The sequence below is a fragment of the Mycobacterium deserti genome (genome assembly GCF_025345615.1).
In the GTDB taxonomy this organism is placed as follows: domain Bacteria; phylum Actinomycetota; class Actinomycetes; order Mycobacteriales; family Mycobacteriaceae; genus Mycobacterium; species Mycobacterium deserti.
Genome location: NZ_JAODWD010000002.1, coordinates 553,814 through 567,912, shown reverse-complemented (window position 1 = coordinate 567,912; position 14,099 = coordinate 553,814). Strand labels below are relative to the sequence as shown.

General features: G+C 68.0%; 16 protein-coding genes. 8 read left to right on the top strand and 8 right to left on the bottom strand.

All coding sequences use genetic code 11. The features are described 5' to 3' along the window. Position 1 precedes the first annotated feature (1 nt). The 5 genes from N4S67_RS09015 to N4S67_RS08995 form a co-directional block, all read right to left on the bottom strand. Entirely contained in the window at positions 2 to 871 is an 870-nt protein-coding gene (locus N4S67_RS09015) for an LmeA family phospholipid-binding protein (RefSeq protein ID WP_260992605.1), read from the bottom strand. After that, positions 868 to 1,683, bottom strand: coding sequence for a carbon-nitrogen hydrolase family protein (locus N4S67_RS09010; protein WP_260992604.1), 816 nt, complete (start codon positions 1,681 to 1,683; stop codon positions 868 to 870). The genes N4S67_RS09015 and N4S67_RS09010 overlap by 4 nt, the downstream gene beginning before the upstream one ends. A gap of 26 nt (positions 1,684 to 1,709) precedes the next feature. Continuing rightward, entirely contained in the window at positions 1,710 to 2,492 is a 783-nt protein-coding gene (locus N4S67_RS09005; protein ID WP_260992603.1) for a class I SAM-dependent methyltransferase, read from the bottom strand. Positions 2,493 to 2,571: 79 nt separating this feature from the next. Next, entirely contained in the window at positions 2,572 to 3,084 is a 513-nt protein-coding gene (locus N4S67_RS09000) for a DUF2505 domain-containing protein (RefSeq protein ID WP_260992602.1), read from the bottom strand. 21 nt (positions 3,085 to 3,105) lie between these two features. After that, positions 3,106 to 3,618 carry a DUF2505 domain-containing protein gene (locus N4S67_RS08995; protein WP_260992601.1) on the bottom strand — a complete coding sequence of 171 codons (513 nt, stop codon included), beginning with the start codon at positions 3,616 to 3,618 and terminating at the stop codon, positions 3,106 to 3,108. 26 nt (positions 3,619 to 3,644) lie between these two features. On the opposite strand from N4S67_RS08995, the gene N4S67_RS08990 reads away from it, so the two are divergent. Together N4S67_RS08990 and N4S67_RS08985 are read left to right on the top strand one after the other, a co-directional pair. Next, positions 3,645 to 4,706, top strand: a complete 1,062-nt coding sequence (locus tag N4S67_RS08990; RefSeq protein WP_260992600.1) for a UDP-N-acetylmuramate dehydrogenase — start codon at positions 3,645 to 3,647, stop codon at positions 4,704 to 4,706. 15 nt (positions 4,707 to 4,721) lie between these two features. Then, complete coding sequence (locus tag N4S67_RS08985; protein WP_260992599.1) at positions 4,722 to 6,008, top strand: L,D-transpeptidase; 1,287 nt, start codon at positions 4,722 to 4,724, stop codon at positions 6,006 to 6,008. Here N4S67_RS08985 and N4S67_RS08980 read toward each other — a convergent pair. Then, complete coding sequence (locus tag N4S67_RS08980) at positions 6,005 to 6,763, bottom strand: SDR family oxidoreductase (RefSeq protein WP_260992598.1); 759 nt, start codon at positions 6,761 to 6,763, stop codon at positions 6,005 to 6,007. The genes N4S67_RS08985 and N4S67_RS08980 overlap by 4 nt on opposite strands. A gap of 163 nt (positions 6,764 to 6,926) precedes the next feature. Between N4S67_RS08980 and N4S67_RS08975 the strand changes: the two genes are divergently transcribed. From N4S67_RS08975 to regX, 6 genes are all read left to right on the top strand, one after another. Next, a complete protein-coding gene (locus N4S67_RS08975; RefSeq protein ID WP_260992597.1) occupies positions 6,927 to 8,267 on the top strand; it encodes an ROK family protein in 1,341 nt (446 codons plus the stop codon). Between the two features lie 21 nt (positions 8,268 to 8,288). After that, entirely contained in the window at positions 8,289 to 9,590 is a 1,302-nt protein-coding gene (gene mshA, locus N4S67_RS08970; protein WP_260992596.1) for a D-inositol-3-phosphate glycosyltransferase, read from the top strand. A gap of 21 nt (positions 9,591 to 9,611) precedes the next feature. Further along, complete coding sequence (locus N4S67_RS08965; protein WP_260992595.1) at positions 9,612 to 10,139, top strand: type III secretion system chaperone family protein; 528 nt, start codon at positions 9,612 to 9,614, stop codon at positions 10,137 to 10,139. 103 nt (positions 10,140 to 10,242) lie between these two features. Beyond that, positions 10,243 to 10,998: a phosphoglyceromutase gene (locus tag N4S67_RS08960; RefSeq protein WP_260992594.1), complete on the top strand. Its 756-nt coding sequence runs from the start codon at positions 10,243 to 10,245 to the stop codon at positions 10,996 to 10,998. Between the two features lie 141 nt (positions 10,999 to 11,139). Further along, complete coding sequence (locus N4S67_RS08955; protein WP_260992593.1) at positions 11,140 to 12,339, top strand: sensor histidine kinase; 1,200 nt, start codon at positions 11,140 to 11,142, stop codon at positions 12,337 to 12,339. Beyond that, positions 12,336 to 13,022, top strand: coding sequence for a two-component sensory transduction protein RegX (gene regX / locus N4S67_RS08950; protein ID WP_260992592.1), 687 nt, complete (start codon positions 12,336 to 12,338; stop codon positions 13,020 to 13,022). Before N4S67_RS08955 ends, regX begins: the two co-directional genes overlap by 4 nt. Here the strand turns inward: regX and N4S67_RS08945 are convergent. Together N4S67_RS08945 and N4S67_RS08940 are read right to left on the bottom strand one after the other, a co-directional pair. Next, positions 13,019 to 13,312 (bottom strand): YciI family protein, encoded by a 294-nt coding sequence (locus N4S67_RS08945; RefSeq protein ID WP_260992591.1) that lies wholly within the window; start codon positions 13,310 to 13,312, stop codon positions 13,019 to 13,021. The genes regX and N4S67_RS08945 overlap by 4 nt on opposite strands. Beyond that, positions 13,309 to 14,085: a hypothetical protein gene (locus N4S67_RS08940; protein WP_260992590.1), complete on the bottom strand. Its 777-nt coding sequence runs from the start codon at positions 14,083 to 14,085 to the stop codon at positions 13,309 to 13,311. Before N4S67_RS08940 ends, N4S67_RS08945 begins: the two co-directional genes overlap by 4 nt. Positions 14,086 to 14,099: the final 14 nt, after the last annotated feature.

The following is a 14,099-nucleotide window of genomic DNA, read 5'->3' as shown; positions in this document are numbered from 1 at the left end:
GCTAGAGACCCGCGAAGCAGGGGTCTTGCTGGTCCTTCGGCATCTTGGCGTTGCGCGTCGAAAACTGGCTCACCACACCGCCTTCGGTGACCTGCACCGAGTCGGCCTTAATGCCCATCGGGTAGTTCTGCGTCACCTGCGAAAGGAATGCGTCGAGCGCGGGCTGCACGGTTTCGCGGGGCAGTGTGAAGCCCAGCCCGGTCAGCTCGACCACCTGGAGCGAGAGCCCGCTCTCCACGACCTCCGGCTTGGCGACGATGCTGCCCAGCGCGCCCTCCAACTCGATGGTGCCCGCACCCGGATCGGTCGTCACGCCGGTGACGAAGCTGCCGACGAGCGGAATCGAATCCTGGATCGTCTGCAGAATGCCGTCGGACGACCACGTGATGTTCGCGACCAGAGAGCCGACCGAGCCGCCGGAGTCAGCGGTGTCCTCGAGGCGGACGTCCTCGATGTTGAGGTTGACCTTCATGCCCTTGGCATCGCGGATCTGATTGCCGGCGGTTTCGATGTTGATGTTCGTGTAGTGGCCGGACATGTGTTGCACCAGGAACGGCGGCATCACACCGAACGACGCGGTGGCCTCGTCCTGCACCACACACGAGACGACCTTGGACACCACGTCGTCGGCGCGGTTGCGGGCATACAGCTCACCGCCCAGCAGGCCGGCGAGCACCAGCGCGAGCACGATGACGACGATCAGGACGATCGACAGCGGGTCGCGCACCAGGGTCTTGGCCCGGCCGACGAGAGACGAATCCTTCGCAGGAGACGGCTGGCCGGGAGGTGGGCCCTGCGGGTACTGCGGCTGCGGTGGCTGCGGTGGGACGGGCGGGGCCTGGTCGGCCGGGCGAGCCCAGGGATCGGTCATCCCCGCGATTCTGCCTTACGCGCCGCGGTGAGTCCCGCACGGTTGCGTAACACCGCGATCGTCTCGCGGGTTTTGTGCGCGGCGGGCAGATCCAGATCGGTCACCAGCAAGTGCGGGTCGTCTCCCGCCGCCGCGACCACCTCGCCGACCGGCGAGCACACCAGGCTGCCCCCGACGCCGGTCGGTCCCGAGGCCGCGATCTCGTCTCCCGGGTAGGCCTGCCCCACCGCAGCGATGTAGCCGGTCGTATCGATTGCCCTGGCGCGGGCCAGCAGCGTCCACTGGTCGAGCTTGCCGGGCCCACTGCCCCAGGACGCGTGCACGGTGATCAGCTGCGCACCCTGCTGGGCGAGCTCGACGAACAGCTCGGGGAAGCGCACGTCGTAACACAACGTGAGGCCGACGCCCACGCCGTCGACCGAGATGAGCACCGGCTCGCGGCCGGGCGCGACGGTCTTGGACTCAGCGAACCCGAACGCGTCGTACAGGTAGATCTTGTCGTAATGCGCTTCGACGCCAGGCCCGGTGGCGATCAGCGTGTTGGTCACCCGTCCGTCGTCGGCGGGCCGGTACATACCCGCGACGACGACGATGCCCGCCCGCTCGGCGATGGCCCGCACGCCGGACGCCCACGGCCCGTCGAGCGGCTCGGCTACGGGCGCGAGCGGCACCCCGAAGCGGCACATGGTCGCCTCGGGAAACAGCACCATGCGCGCGCCGGCGTCGGCGGCACGCATCGTGTAGTCCTCGACCACGCCGAGATTGGCCGAAGGATCTGTGCTGCTGAGGATCTGCGCCAGGGCAATCCGCATGGCGCGATCCTACGGGGCGGGGCCGCTCACGGTGGTGCGACGAGCGACCACGGCACGGTGAGCACGCCGTCGCGAAGGCGGCGGCGCGGCGGTTCGATGGGCAGCCCCGCGCCGCGCAGCGAGTCCAGCATCGCGCGCCAGCGCACCCGCGGGCCGAAGACGCCGTGCCCGGCGACGCTGTTCCACGCCCGGTCGGCCGACGCGAGTAGCGCGTTGATGCGCTGGCCCGCCACGTTGTGGTGGATCAGCACCTTGGGCAGACGCTCGGCGAGGTCGGACGGCCGCTCGATCGCGAACGGGTCGCACGCGAGGGTGAGGGTGGCCGGACCGTCGGCGTCGAGCAACACCCAGCAGCACCGCCTGCCCAACTCGTCGCATGTGCCGTCGATGATCAGCCCGCCGGGCGCCAACTGCTTCTGCATGACCGACCATGCCTGTGGCACCGCCTCGACCGGGTACTGGCGTAGCACGTTGAACGCGCGCACCAGTACGGGTCGCAAACCGGCCAATTCGAAACCGCCCAGCCCGAATTCGACCGTGTCGCTGCCGGCGGCCCGCGCCACTGCCACCCGAGTGGGGTCGATCTCGAGTCCGACGACGCGGACGTCGGCGCGCACGGCGCGCAGTCGCGACGCCAACTCGAGTGTCGTGACCGGCAGTGCTCCGTACCCGAGGTCGACCACCAGCGGGTCGGCGGCCGTCTGGACGACCGAGCGCACCCGCGGGGAATGGACCAGCCATCGATCGCTGCGACGCAGCCGGTTGTGTCCGGTGGTGCCACGCGTCAGCTGGCCCACGGGGGCGCCCATAACCAGCAACTTTAAAGGCGGATGCGCGGATCCCGGTGATCCACGCCGAGTGCCGACCGCGCGGTACTGCGCTGTCGGACTAGTGGTGCTTGGCGATCCAGTCGGCGGCGAACGCTTCCTCGCCGTCGAACAGGTACCGAATGTGGTGCAGGATCAGATCTTCCAGTGCGCCGCCGACCAACGGAATCCACACCTTGCACTCGCTGGCCAGCCGAAGCTGGCTGCCGGTGTCGGTCTCGGTGAGGAAGTACCTGCCGCCGAACCGCCCGGGCCCCTTCGGAATGGCGGCGCTGTAGGTGCCCTCGGCGCAGTTGTTGGCGTGGTCATACGGATCGAAGTGCTGCTTGCGCGTGATGACCATGTCGGACGGGATCACCGCGCGCGCGATCGAGGGCAGTTCGGACCAGGGCAGCTCTTGGACGAACACGATGTCGGTGCCGTTCTCGCTGGAGGTGAACGAGGTGATCGCCGACGGCGTGAACTGCTGGTATACCTCGATCAGGGTTTGCCAGTAGTCCCGACTGGTCAGGTCCTGGTACATCTTCTCCACCGGCGCGTCGAACGTGATCGTGTGGTCCATACGCCGCGCCATGATCGTAAGGTTACTTACGCTTTAGGTGGTCTCGGTGATCCACATGGTGGTGAAGCGCTGTTCAGCGATGATCAGGTCGACCAACTGGCGACCGACGAAATTCTCTATCTTGCCGCCGACGAGCGGCACCCTTACCTCGACGATGACGTTGAACTCCAGTCGCGACCCGGCGCCGGTCTTTGCCGGTGCCAGCACCGCAGTCCCCGAAAGGCTTGCGGGCGCGCCGCGGATCGACCCCTTGATGGTCGCGGTGGCCTGCCCGTCGCGCACCGGACTCCACGCCTCCTCGCGCACGAAGCTCAAGTCGCCCCGGTGGAATTGGGTCACCGCGCCGGGGAGTCGGTCGGCCCGCAACGTCTGCGTCGTGACCACATCGATGCCACCAAGTCCGTCGCCGTCCATCGCGTCCAGGGAGTAGTCGTCGGCGCCGGAGTCGGCCAGCCGCGCCAGCCAGTAGTGCTCGTCGCTCAACGCTTGGTGGACCTGTTCGACGCTGCCCTCGTATTCGGCGGCCATGTCGAATGAGCGCGGCATAGCTGGCCAGGCTACCGTTAGCGGCCGTGATCGGTTCGGTGATCGGGGGTGCGTCCGTTGCGAAGGCGGTGGCCCTCGCGCCGCTGACCACGCTGCGGGTCGGCCCGGTCGCCGAGCGTGTGATCACTTGTGACACCACGCAGAAGGTCGTCGACGTGTTCGCCGCCCTCGGTACCGCCGATGTGCTCGTGCTGGCCGGCGGCTCCAACGTCGTGCTCGCCGATGATCTGGCCGGGCTGACGGTAGTGCTGCTGGCCAACACCGAGATCACCGTGACCGACAACGTCGTGCGCGCCGAGGCGGGCGCGGCGTGGGACGACGTCGTGGTCACGTCGCTGGCTCACCAGCTCGGCGGGCTCGAATGCCTGTCAGGCATCCCCGGATCGGCGGGCGCGACGCCGGTGCAGAACGTCGGCGCGTACGGCGCTGAGGTGGCCGAGACGATTCGGCGCGTGCGCCTGCTGGACCGTCGCACCGGCGAGGACCGCTGGGTCGGCCCTGAGGAGATGGAATTCGGTTATCGCACCAGCGTTCTGAAGCATTCGCGGCACGCGATCGTGCTCGAGGTGGAGTTCGCCCTGGAGCCCGACGGGCAGAGTGCGCCGCTGCGGTACGGCGAGCTGGCCGCCACCCTGGGCGCCGAACCCGGCTCGCGGGTGGACCCGTTGCGGGTGCGTGATGCGGTGCTGGCGCTGCGCGGACGCAAGGGCATGGTGCTCGACAGCGGCGACTACGACACCTGGAGCGTCGGGTCGTTCTTCACCAATCCCGTGGTGTCGCCCGAGGAGTTCGACATGGTGCGGCGACGCGCGGGAGAAGGGGCCGGGCCCGTGCCGAACTTCGCGGCACCCGACGGGGTGAAGCTGGCGGCGGGCTGGCTGGTTGAGCACGCCGGTTTCGCCAAGGGTTATCCGGGCGACGGGGCCGCGGCCCGGCTGTCGACCAAGCACGCCCTAGCCGTCACCAACCGCGGCGGCGCGACGACCGCCGACGTGCTCGCGCTGGCCCGGGAGGTACGAGACGGTGTCCGAACGAAATTCGGGATCGAACTCACACCCGAGCCGTCCCTGGTCGGCTGCTCGCTGTAGGTACGCTGGGTCCACGTGAGCCCTGCCGATCCACTGCCGCACTTCACCCGGCGGCGCGCCCTGACCGCGCTCGCGGTCGGCGTTGTCGCCCCGGGCGTGCTCGCGGCGTGTGCGGGCAGGTCCGCGACGACATCGGGCGAGGCTTCCGCGCCGCCCGCGCCATCGATCAAGATCGAGCCCGCCGACGCCACGGCCGAGGTGTCGCCGACCGCACCGGTTCGTGCCGAGGTCGCCGACGGCTGGTTCCAGCGCATCGCCCTGACCAATCCCGAGGGCAAGGCGGTCGCGGGCACGCTGAACCGAGACCGCACCACATTCGTCGTGACCGAACCGCTTGGCTACGGCGTCCCCTACACCTGGGGCGGGTCGGTCGTCGGCCGTGACGGCAAAGCGACCCCAGTTGCCGGCAGTTTCACCACGATCAACCCCTCGCAGCAGGTCAGCGGGCAGTTTCAGCTCGCCGACGGTCAGACCGTCGGAGTCGCGGCGCCGATCATCATCCAGTTCGACGCGTCGATCACCGACAAGGCGTCGGTCGAGAAGGCGCTCAAGGTCACCACGGAACCGGCGGTCGAGGGCAGCTGGGCGTGGCTGCCCGACGAGGTCGGCGGCTCGCGCGTGCACTGGCGCACCCGCGAGTACTACCCGCCGGGCACCAAGGTCAACGTCGACGCGCGGCTGTACGGGGTGCCGTTCGGCGACGGCGCCTACGGCGCGCAGGACGCCACGCTGCACTTCACGATCGGGCGCCGTCAGGTCGTCAAGGCCGAGGCGTCGTCACACCGCATCCAGGTCATCGACGAGCAGGGCGCCGTGATCATGGACTTCCCGTGCAGCTACGGCGAGGGCGACCTGGACCGCAACGTCACCCGCAGCGGCATCCACGTGGTCACCGAGAAGTACGAAGACTTCTACATGACCAATCCCGCGGCGGGCTATGCCAATGTGCGCGAGCGGTTCGCGGTGCGGATCTCCAACAACGGGGAGTTCATTCACGCCAACCCCGCCAGCCTGGGGTCGCAGGGCAACACCAATGTCACCAACGGGTGCATCAATCTGTCCGAGTCCGACGCCCAGCAGTATTTCAACACCGCGATCTACGGCGACCCGGTCGAGGTGACGGGCACCCGCATCCAGCTGTCGTACGCCGACGGCGACATCTGGGACTGGGCCGTGCCGTGGGAGGAGTGGGTGTCGATGTCTGCCCTGTCGGATCAGCAGGCGTCGTCGCAGATGCCCAGCAGCGCACCCGCCACTCCGTCGGGCGCACCGCAACCGGTCGGCGGGCGCCCCGGCGGCTAGGTCTGCCGGTTGAACCTCGAACCGCTGGCACCGCTGACCTGATCGCGTGGACGGACAACAATCAGATCGAGGTCGACGTGGGACGGGCGGCTGGCGACGAAGCCGATTACCTCGGCAATGTCCTCGGCGACCAGCGGCGTGACCCCCTCGTAGACCTTGGCGGCTCGCTCCTCATCGCCCTCGAACCGGTTCAACGAGAAGTCCGTCTTCACCATGCCTGGCGCAACTTCGGTGAGCCGCACGGGTTTTCCGAGCAACTCACTGCGTAGCGTGCGGTGCAGCACGCCCTGGGCGTGCTTGGCTGAGGTGTAACCGCCTCCGTTGTCATAGATTTCGACGGCCGCGATCGACGTGACGGTGATGATCAGGCCGTCGCCGGAATCGATCAGCTTCGGCAGCAGCGCTCGGGTGACCCGCAGCGTCCCGAGCACGTTGGCCTCCCACATCCACCGCCAGTTCTCGATGTCGGCCTCGGCGACCGGCTCGAGGCCCCGGGCGCCACCGGCGTTGTTGACCAGTACGTCGACGCGTTCCAGACGCTCGGCCAAGGCCGCCACGGCGTCGGCATCGGTGACGTCAGCCACAATCGCGCTACCACCGATCTCGTCGGCAAGCGCTTTGATCGGATCGTGACGTCTGGCCACGCAGACCACATGAAAGCCTTGGGCAGCAAGGGTTCTCGCGGTGGCTTCGCCGATACCGGCGCTGGCGCCGGTGACCACGGCGACGCGGTTGTCGGCCTCTGATGTCGTCATCTGCTCAACTTTAATTGGTGTGCTAAGTTCGATCCGTGTTCCGGAACTGTTGTTGTTGTCGCAGCGCACTTCGTCGCGCCTGAGCGATTCCGGATGACACTGTCCCGTTGATTCGCCTGGTGCGGCCACAGCCCACCGACGACTTCAACCAGAGGACAGTTCCGTGCCCACCACCCTCCATCAGCCGGCCGGCGTCAACCACTCCAAGCGCGCGCTTTCCCCCGCCAGCGGGCGGCCACCTCAGGCGCGGCATCGCATCGTCGCTCCGGCGCTGAAGGTCCCCGACGCCGCCGCAGCGTCGGTGTTCGGCGCAGCCCGGTTGCGTGGCCCGATCGCCCGCGACGTCATCGCGCAGGTCACCCAACTGAGCATCGCGACGGTCAACCGTCAGGTCACCGCGCTGCTCGACGCCGGTGTCCTGCGTGAACGCGCTGACCTGGCCGTTTCCGGAGCGATCGGCCGGCCGCGGGTACCGGTCGAGGTCAACCACGAGCCGTACCTCACGCTGGGCATCCACATCGGTGCACGCACGACGAGCATCGTCGCCACCGACCTGCTGGGTCGCACGCTCGACGTCGTCGAGACCCCGACGCCCCGCGGATCGCAGACCGCAGCGCTGTCGACGCTGGCCGCCAGCGCCCACCGGTATCTGAGCCGCTGGCACCGGCGCCGGCCGCTGTGGGTGGGCATCGCGACCGGCGGCGTCGTCAACGGCAGTACCGGACACGTCGACCATCCGCGGCTCGGGTGGTCGGACGCCGCAGTGGGTCCGGTCATCGCCGAAACGCTCGGTCTTCCGGTGTCGGTTGCGTCGCACGTCGACGCGATGGCGGGCGCCGAGTTGCTGCTGGGGGTGCGGCGCCAGCCTGGCCCGGCCGTGTCCGACCCGCTTTCCACGTCCGTGAAGACCAGCTTGTACGTCTACGCGCGTGAGACCGTCGGGTACGCGCTGTCGATCGGCGGCCGGGTGCACTCACCGACCAGCGGTCCCGGCACCATCGCGGGACTTCCTGCGCAATCCGAATTGCTGGGCGGCACAGGGCAATTGGAATCTACGGTCAGCGACGAGGCGGTCCTGATCGCTGCCCGCAAGGCGCGCGTCGTGCCCACCGAGGGGCCGACGTCGACCATGGCCGCGGTGCTGCGCGCCGCCCGAAAGGGCAATCCGCAGGCGCTGACCCTTCTGGCCGAGCGAGCGCGGGTGCTCGGCGAGGCCGTCGCGCTGCTGCGCGACATGCTCAACCCCGACGACCTCGTGGTGGGCGGTCAGGCTTTCACCGAGTACCCCGAAGGCATGGCGCAGATGGAGGCCGCCTACGCCGAGCGGTCGGTGATGCCCAGGCGCGAGATCCGCCTGACCGCGTTCGGCAACCGCGTACAGGAGGCCGGTGCCGGCGTGGTCTCCCTCGGCGGCCTGTACGCCGATCCGATCGGTGCGATGCGACGGGCTTCTCCGGCGAGCGCAAAGTCGGGCTGCACCCGTCGGTCCGAGGTGCCCGCTTGAGCACGGTGTAGACATGGTTGTGTGCGCCTAGCCACGGATCTGCCCAAACGCGTCGCGGTGTTGTCGGTGCATACCTCACCGCTCGCGCAACCGGGCACCGGCGATGCCGGCGGCATGAACGTCTACGTGCTGCAGAGCGCCCTGCAGATGGCGCGCCGCGGCGTCGAGGTGGAGATCTTCACCAGGGCGACGACGTCGGCCGACCAGCCCGTCGTGCGGGTGGCGCCCGGTGTGTTGGTGCGCAACGTGGTGGCCGGCCCCTTCGAGGGACTCGACAAGTACGACCTGCCCACTCAGTTGTGCGCCTTCACCGCGGGGGTTTTGCGCGCCGAAGCCACCCATGAGCCGGGCTATTACGACATCGTGCACTCGCACTACTGGCTCTCCGGACAGGTCGGCTGGTTGGCCCGCGACCGGTGGGCGGTTCCGCTGGTGCACACCGCGCACACGTTGGCCGCGGTCAAGAACGCCGCGCTGGCGGACGGCGACTCGCCCGAGCCGCCGCTGCGCGCGGTCGGCGAGCAGCAGGTGGTCGACGAGGCCGACCGGCTGATCGCCAACACCGAACACGAAGCACAGCAACTTGTTTCACTGCACAACGCCGACCCGTCGCGCATCGACGTCGTGCATCCCGGCGTCGACCTCGAGACGTTCACTCCCGGTGACCGGCGCGCTGCCCGCGCCGCACTGGGCGTCCCGCTCGACGAGCACGTGGTGGCATTCGTCGGACGTATCCAACCGCTCAAGGCCCCCGATGTGCTGCTGCGCGCGGCGGCCAAAACCCCCGACGTGCGGGTACTCGTTGCGGGCGGTCCGTCGGGCAGCGGCCTGGCGACACCCGACGGATTAGTTCGACTGGCCGACGAACTGGGTATCGCCGATCGGGTGACGTTCCTGCCGCCGCAGTCGCGTGACCAACTGGTCAACGTGTACCGGGCCGCCGACCTGGTCGCGGTCCCGAGCTACTCGGAGTCGTTCGGCCTTGTCGCCGTCGAGGCGCAGGCGTGCGGGACCCCGGTCGTCGCCGCCGCGGTCGGTGGATTGCCGGTGGCGGTCCGCGACGGGTTCAGCGGGACCCTCGTCGACGGGCACGATCCCGACGACTGGGCCACGGCCATCACCGCGCTGCTCGAGCGTGGGCCGCAGACCATGAGCAAACAGGCTGTCGAGCATGCCGCCACCTTCTCGTGGTCGCACACCGTCGACGCACTGCTGGCCAGCTATGGGCGCGCGATCGGCGAGTACCGCACCCGGCAGCAACTGCGCCAACCGGCGCGCCGAAACGGGCGCCGGTTCTCCATGCGGCGAGGGGTTCGGGCATGAGCAGCGAGCGGGAGCCGAGCGTTGAGTGACGTCGGACAGGTCATCGAGGACGCCTGCAAGGAGAACGGCCTCGAGTACACGCTGCACGGGGGCGCTCGCGGCGGGCTGCCGGGCATCGTCGTCGCCCTGCCCGGCGAACGACGGTTGAAGACCAACACCATCCTGTCGATCGGCGAGCACTCGGTGCGGGTCGAGGCGTTCGTCTGCCGCCAGCCCGACGAGAATCACGAGGGCGTCTACCGGTTTCTGCTCAAGCGCAACCGCAGGCTCTACGGGGTGGCCTACACGCTCGACAATGTCGGTGACATCTATCTCGTCGGCCGGATGTCGTTGGCCTCGGTCACGCCCGACGAGATCGACCGCGTCCTTGGTCAGGTGCTCGAGGCCGTCGACAACGACTTCAACACGTTGTTGGAGTTGGGCTTTCGGACCTCGATCCAAAAAGAGTGGGAGTGGCGGGTATCGCGTGGCGAGTCGCTGAAGAATTTGCAGGCGTTCCAGCACTTGATCGAGGACGACGACGAACACCGCGGACGCAAGGAGCAGTAAAACACCGCGGACGCAAGGAGCAATAAAACACCGCGGACGCAAGGAGCAATAAAACACCGCGGACGCAAAGAGCAATAAGTACGGGCGTGAGAAGATCGCAGCCATGGCCCAGAGCGACACCGCGACCCTGATCCTGCTCCGCCACGGCGAGAGCGAATGGAACGAGAAGAATCTCTTCACCGGATGGGTCGACGTCGACCTCACCGAGAAGGGCAGGGCCGAAGCCGCCCGCGCGGGCGAGCTGATGAAGGAGCTGGACCGCCAGCCCGACGTGCTCTACACCTCGCTGCTGCGGCGCGCGATCACCACCGCGAACCTGGCTCTGGACAAGGCCGACAGGCACTGGATCCCGGTGCACCGGGACTGGCGACTCAACGAGCGTCACTACGGGGCACTGCAGGGGCTGAACAAGGCCGAGACCAAGGAGAAGTACGGCGAGGAGCAGTTCATGGCGTGGCGGCGCAGCTACGACACCCCGCCGCCGCCGATCGAGCGGGGCAGCACCTACAGCCAGGACAGCGAGCCCCGCTACGCCGACATCGGTGGCGGCCCGCTCACCGAATGCCTCCAAGATGTCGTCGAGCGGTTCGTGCCGTACTACACCCAGACCATCGAGCCCGATCTGCGCGCCGGCAAGACCGTGCTGATCGCGGCGCACGGCAATTCGCTGCGCGCCCTGGTCAAGCACCTGGACGGAATGTCGGATTCCGATATCGTCGGCCTCAACATCCCGACCGGGGTCCCGCTGCGCTATGACCTCGACTCCGACCTGAAACCGACGATCATCGGCGGGCAGTACCTCGATCCGGAGGCGGCCGCAGCCGGTGCCGCGGCGGTTGCCGCGCAGGGCGCCAAGTAAGGCCGCGAGCAGCGCCGCACGGCAAACATCGGGTGAACGGCGAGCAGCCGTGACCCGAACATCGGAGTTTCTACGTGTGACTTGTCCCGATTTGGCCGCACGCTGCTGGGATGACGTTCACCGGATGCGTACGATTTTCGCGTGAGTGTGGTAGCGGCGCTGCTTCTGGCAGGGATCGTGGCACTGCTCGCACTGGTGATCGGTGTGGGCGTGGGCACGTTGCTGGTGTCGCCGTTCCTGGAGCGACGCAGACGTCAAGCGACCGAGGATGCCGGCCTCACCGTCTCGCAGATGCTCGAACACATCGTCTCGCACTCCCCGGTGGGGATCGTCGTGGTCGACATCTACCGCGACGTCGTCTACACCAACGACCGCGCGCGGCAGCTGGGACTGGTCCGCGACCGTCTGCTCGACGACCGCGCCTGGCTGGCGGCGGAGCGCACGCTGGCGACCGGTGAGGACGTCGAGGTCGACCTGTCGCCGCGCAAGCGGGCCAACCCCGGACGCTCAGGGCTCTCGGTGCGCGGCCACGTGCGCTTGCTGACCGAGGCCGACCGCAGGTTCGCGGTGGTCTATGTCGACGACCAGTCCGAGCATGCGCGCATGGAGGCGACGCGGCGCGACTTCGTCGCCAACGTCAGCCACGAGCTCAAGACACCGGTCGGTGCGATGGGCGTGCTCGCCGAGGCGCTGCTGGCCTCTTCCGAAGACCCCGAGACGGTGCGCCACTTCGCCGAGAAGATGCTCACCGAGTCCAGGCGGCTGGCCAACATGGTCGGTGAGCTGATCGAACTGTCCCGGCTGCAGGGCGCCGAGCGGCTGCCCGACTTGGAGGCCGTCGACGTCGACACCGTGGTGGCCGAGGCGCTGTCACGCTACAAAGTGGCCGCCGACAACGCCGACATCGCTGTCACCACCGATGCGCCGACGGGCTTCCGCGTGCTCGGCGACCAGACGCTACTGGTCACCGCCATCGCGAACCTGGTCTCCAACGCAATCGCCTACTCGCCCAACGGGTCTCCGGTGACAATTAGCCGACGGCGCCGCGGTGACAACATCGAGATCGCGGTCACCGACCGTGGTATCGGCATCGCCCGTGCGGACCAGGAGCGGGTGTTCGAACGATTCTTCCGGGTGGACAAGGCGCGCTCGCGGGCCACCGGCGGTACGGGCCTCGGGCTCGCCATCGTCAAACACGTCGCGGCCAATCACAACGGATCGATCCGGCTGTGGAGTCAGCCGGGAACAGGATCGACGTTCACGCTGTCGATTCCGGCGTACCCCCATCACGACGACGAGCACGAAGACCACACCGAACGAGAGGACCAGCGAGACCAATGACCAGTGTGTTGATCGTGGAGGACGAGGAGTCCTTAGCGGATCCCCTGGCCTTTCTTCTTCGCAAGGAGGGCTTCGAGGCCACGGTGGTGGTGGACGGGCCGTCGGCCCTCGCCGAGTTCGAGAGGGCGGGCGCCGACATCGTCCTGCTCGACCTGATGCTGCCCGGGATGAGCGGAACCGACGTGTGCAAGCAATTGCGTTCGCGCTCAAGCGTGCCCGTCATCATGGTGACGGCACGTGACAGCGAGATCGACAAGGTGGTCGGCCTGGAGCTGGGTGCCGACGACTACGTCACCAAGCCCTACTCGGCGCGCGAGCTGATCGCTCGCATCCGCGCCGTATTGCGCCGCGGCAGCGACAACGACGACGCGGGCATCCCCGACGGCGTGCTCGAGGCCGGTCCGGTCCGGATGGACGTCGAGCGTCACGTGGTGTCGGTCAACGGGGAGGCGATCACGTTGCCGCTCAAAGAGTTCGATCTTCTCGAGTACCTGATGCGCAACAGCGGACGGGTACTCACCCGTGGCCAGTTGATCGATCGGGTATGGGGCGCCGACTACGTCGGCGACACCAAGACGCTCGACGTACACGTGAAGCGGCTGCGGTCGAAGATCGAGGCCGACCCCGCCAATCCGGTGCACCTGGTGACGGTGCGCGGCCTGGGCTACAAGCTCGAGGGCTAGCCCGTCACGCCGTCCATGATCTCGAAGACGTCAAAGGTGTTGACGCCTGCGGTGACTGAAGGGTCGGCCTCGCCGATGGCGAGCACCTCGGCGCGGTCGGCGGCGCGCAGCACGCCCATGCCCCAGACCCCTTCGGGATCGGCGACGGGGCCGTAGACCACCACGCGCCCGTCGGCCAGCAGTTGCTGCCAGTACGACATGTGCTCGCCCATCGCCTGCTGTTCCGACGGCGTCATGGTCTGCGCGAAGTCCGCACGCGGCGGGATCAACCGGAACAGAAAAAGATTCATTCGGCGGCTCGTGTCGCCGGGTGGACGGCGATCAGCCCTAAACCGCTGCGCCGCTTGCACATTGCGGCCAGCTCGGAGTAGGCCTTCTCGCCGAGCAGCTCAGTGAGTTCGGGACCATACGACTCCCACACCGGCTTGGCGCCGACGTGGGCGTTCGGGTCGCCGGTGCAGTACCAGTGCAGGTCCGCCCCGCCCTCGCCCCAGCCACGGCGGTCGTACTCGGTGATCCAGGTCTTGAGGATCTCCGAGCCGTCGGGCCGCTCGACCCACTCCTGGGTTCGGCGGATCGGCAACTGCCAGCAGACGTCGGGCTTGAGGGTCAGTGGCTCGACACCGATCTTGAGCGCCTTGCTGTGCAGGGCGCACCCGATACCGCCGGGGAAACCGGGGCGGTTGAGGAAGATGCACGCGCCCTTGTATTTTCGTGTGCGTGGGTTGGGCTTGCCGTCGTACTCGTCCATCTCGAGGTAGCCCTTCTTGCCGAGCCCCTTGTCGCGGTACTGCCAGTCTTCGTCGGTCAACTGCTTGACCGCGTCGTCGAGTCGGGCGCGGTCGTCCTCGTCGGACAGGAACGCGCCGTGTGAGCAGCAGCCGTCGTCGGGCCGGTTCTCCACCGTGCCCTTGCACGCGGGCGTGCCGAATACACACGTCCACCGCGACAACAGCCACGTCAGGTCGGCGGCAATCAGATGCTCGGGATTGTCGGGGTCGTAGAACTCGACCCACTCACGCGCGAAGTCCAGTTCGACCTCACCGGGATGCACTGCGCTCACAGCGCACAACGCTA

What these genes read in the sequence shown, in the direction of transcription:
- N4S67_RS09015 (WP_260992605.1), bottom strand. Translation starts at nt 871, where the DNA reads ATGACCGATCCCTGGGCTCGCCCGGCCGACCAGGCCCCGCCCGTCCCA.
- N4S67_RS09010 (WP_260992604.1), bottom strand. Translation starts at nt 1,683, where the DNA reads ATGCGGATTGCCCTGGCGCAGATCCTCAGCAGCACAGATCCTTCGGCC.
- N4S67_RS09005 (WP_260992603.1), bottom strand. Translation starts at nt 2,492, where the DNA reads ATGGGCGCCCCCGTGGGCCAGCTGACGCGTGGCACCACCGGACACAAC.
- N4S67_RS09000 (WP_260992602.1), bottom strand. Translation starts at nt 3,084, where the DNA reads ATGGCGCGGCGTATGGACCACACGATCACGTTCGACGCGCCGGTGGAG.
- N4S67_RS08995 (WP_260992601.1), bottom strand. Translation starts at nt 3,618, where the DNA reads ATGCCGCGCTCATTCGACATGGCCGCCGAATACGAGGGCAGCGTCGAA.
- N4S67_RS08980 (WP_260992598.1), bottom strand. Translation starts at nt 6,763, where the DNA reads ATGACGACATCAGAGGCCGACAACCGCGTCGCCGTGGTCACCGGCGCC.
- N4S67_RS08960 (WP_260992594.1), top strand. Translation starts at nt 10,243, where the DNA reads ATGGCCCAGAGCGACACCGCGACCCTGATCCTGCTCCGCCACGGCGAG.
- regX (WP_260992592.1), top strand. Translation starts at nt 12,336, where the DNA reads ATGACCAGTGTGTTGATCGTGGAGGACGAGGAGTCCTTAGCGGATCCC.
- N4S67_RS08945 (WP_260992591.1), bottom strand. Translation starts at nt 13,312, where the DNA reads ATGAATCTTTTTCTGTTCCGGTTGATCCCGCCGCGTGCGGACTTCGCG.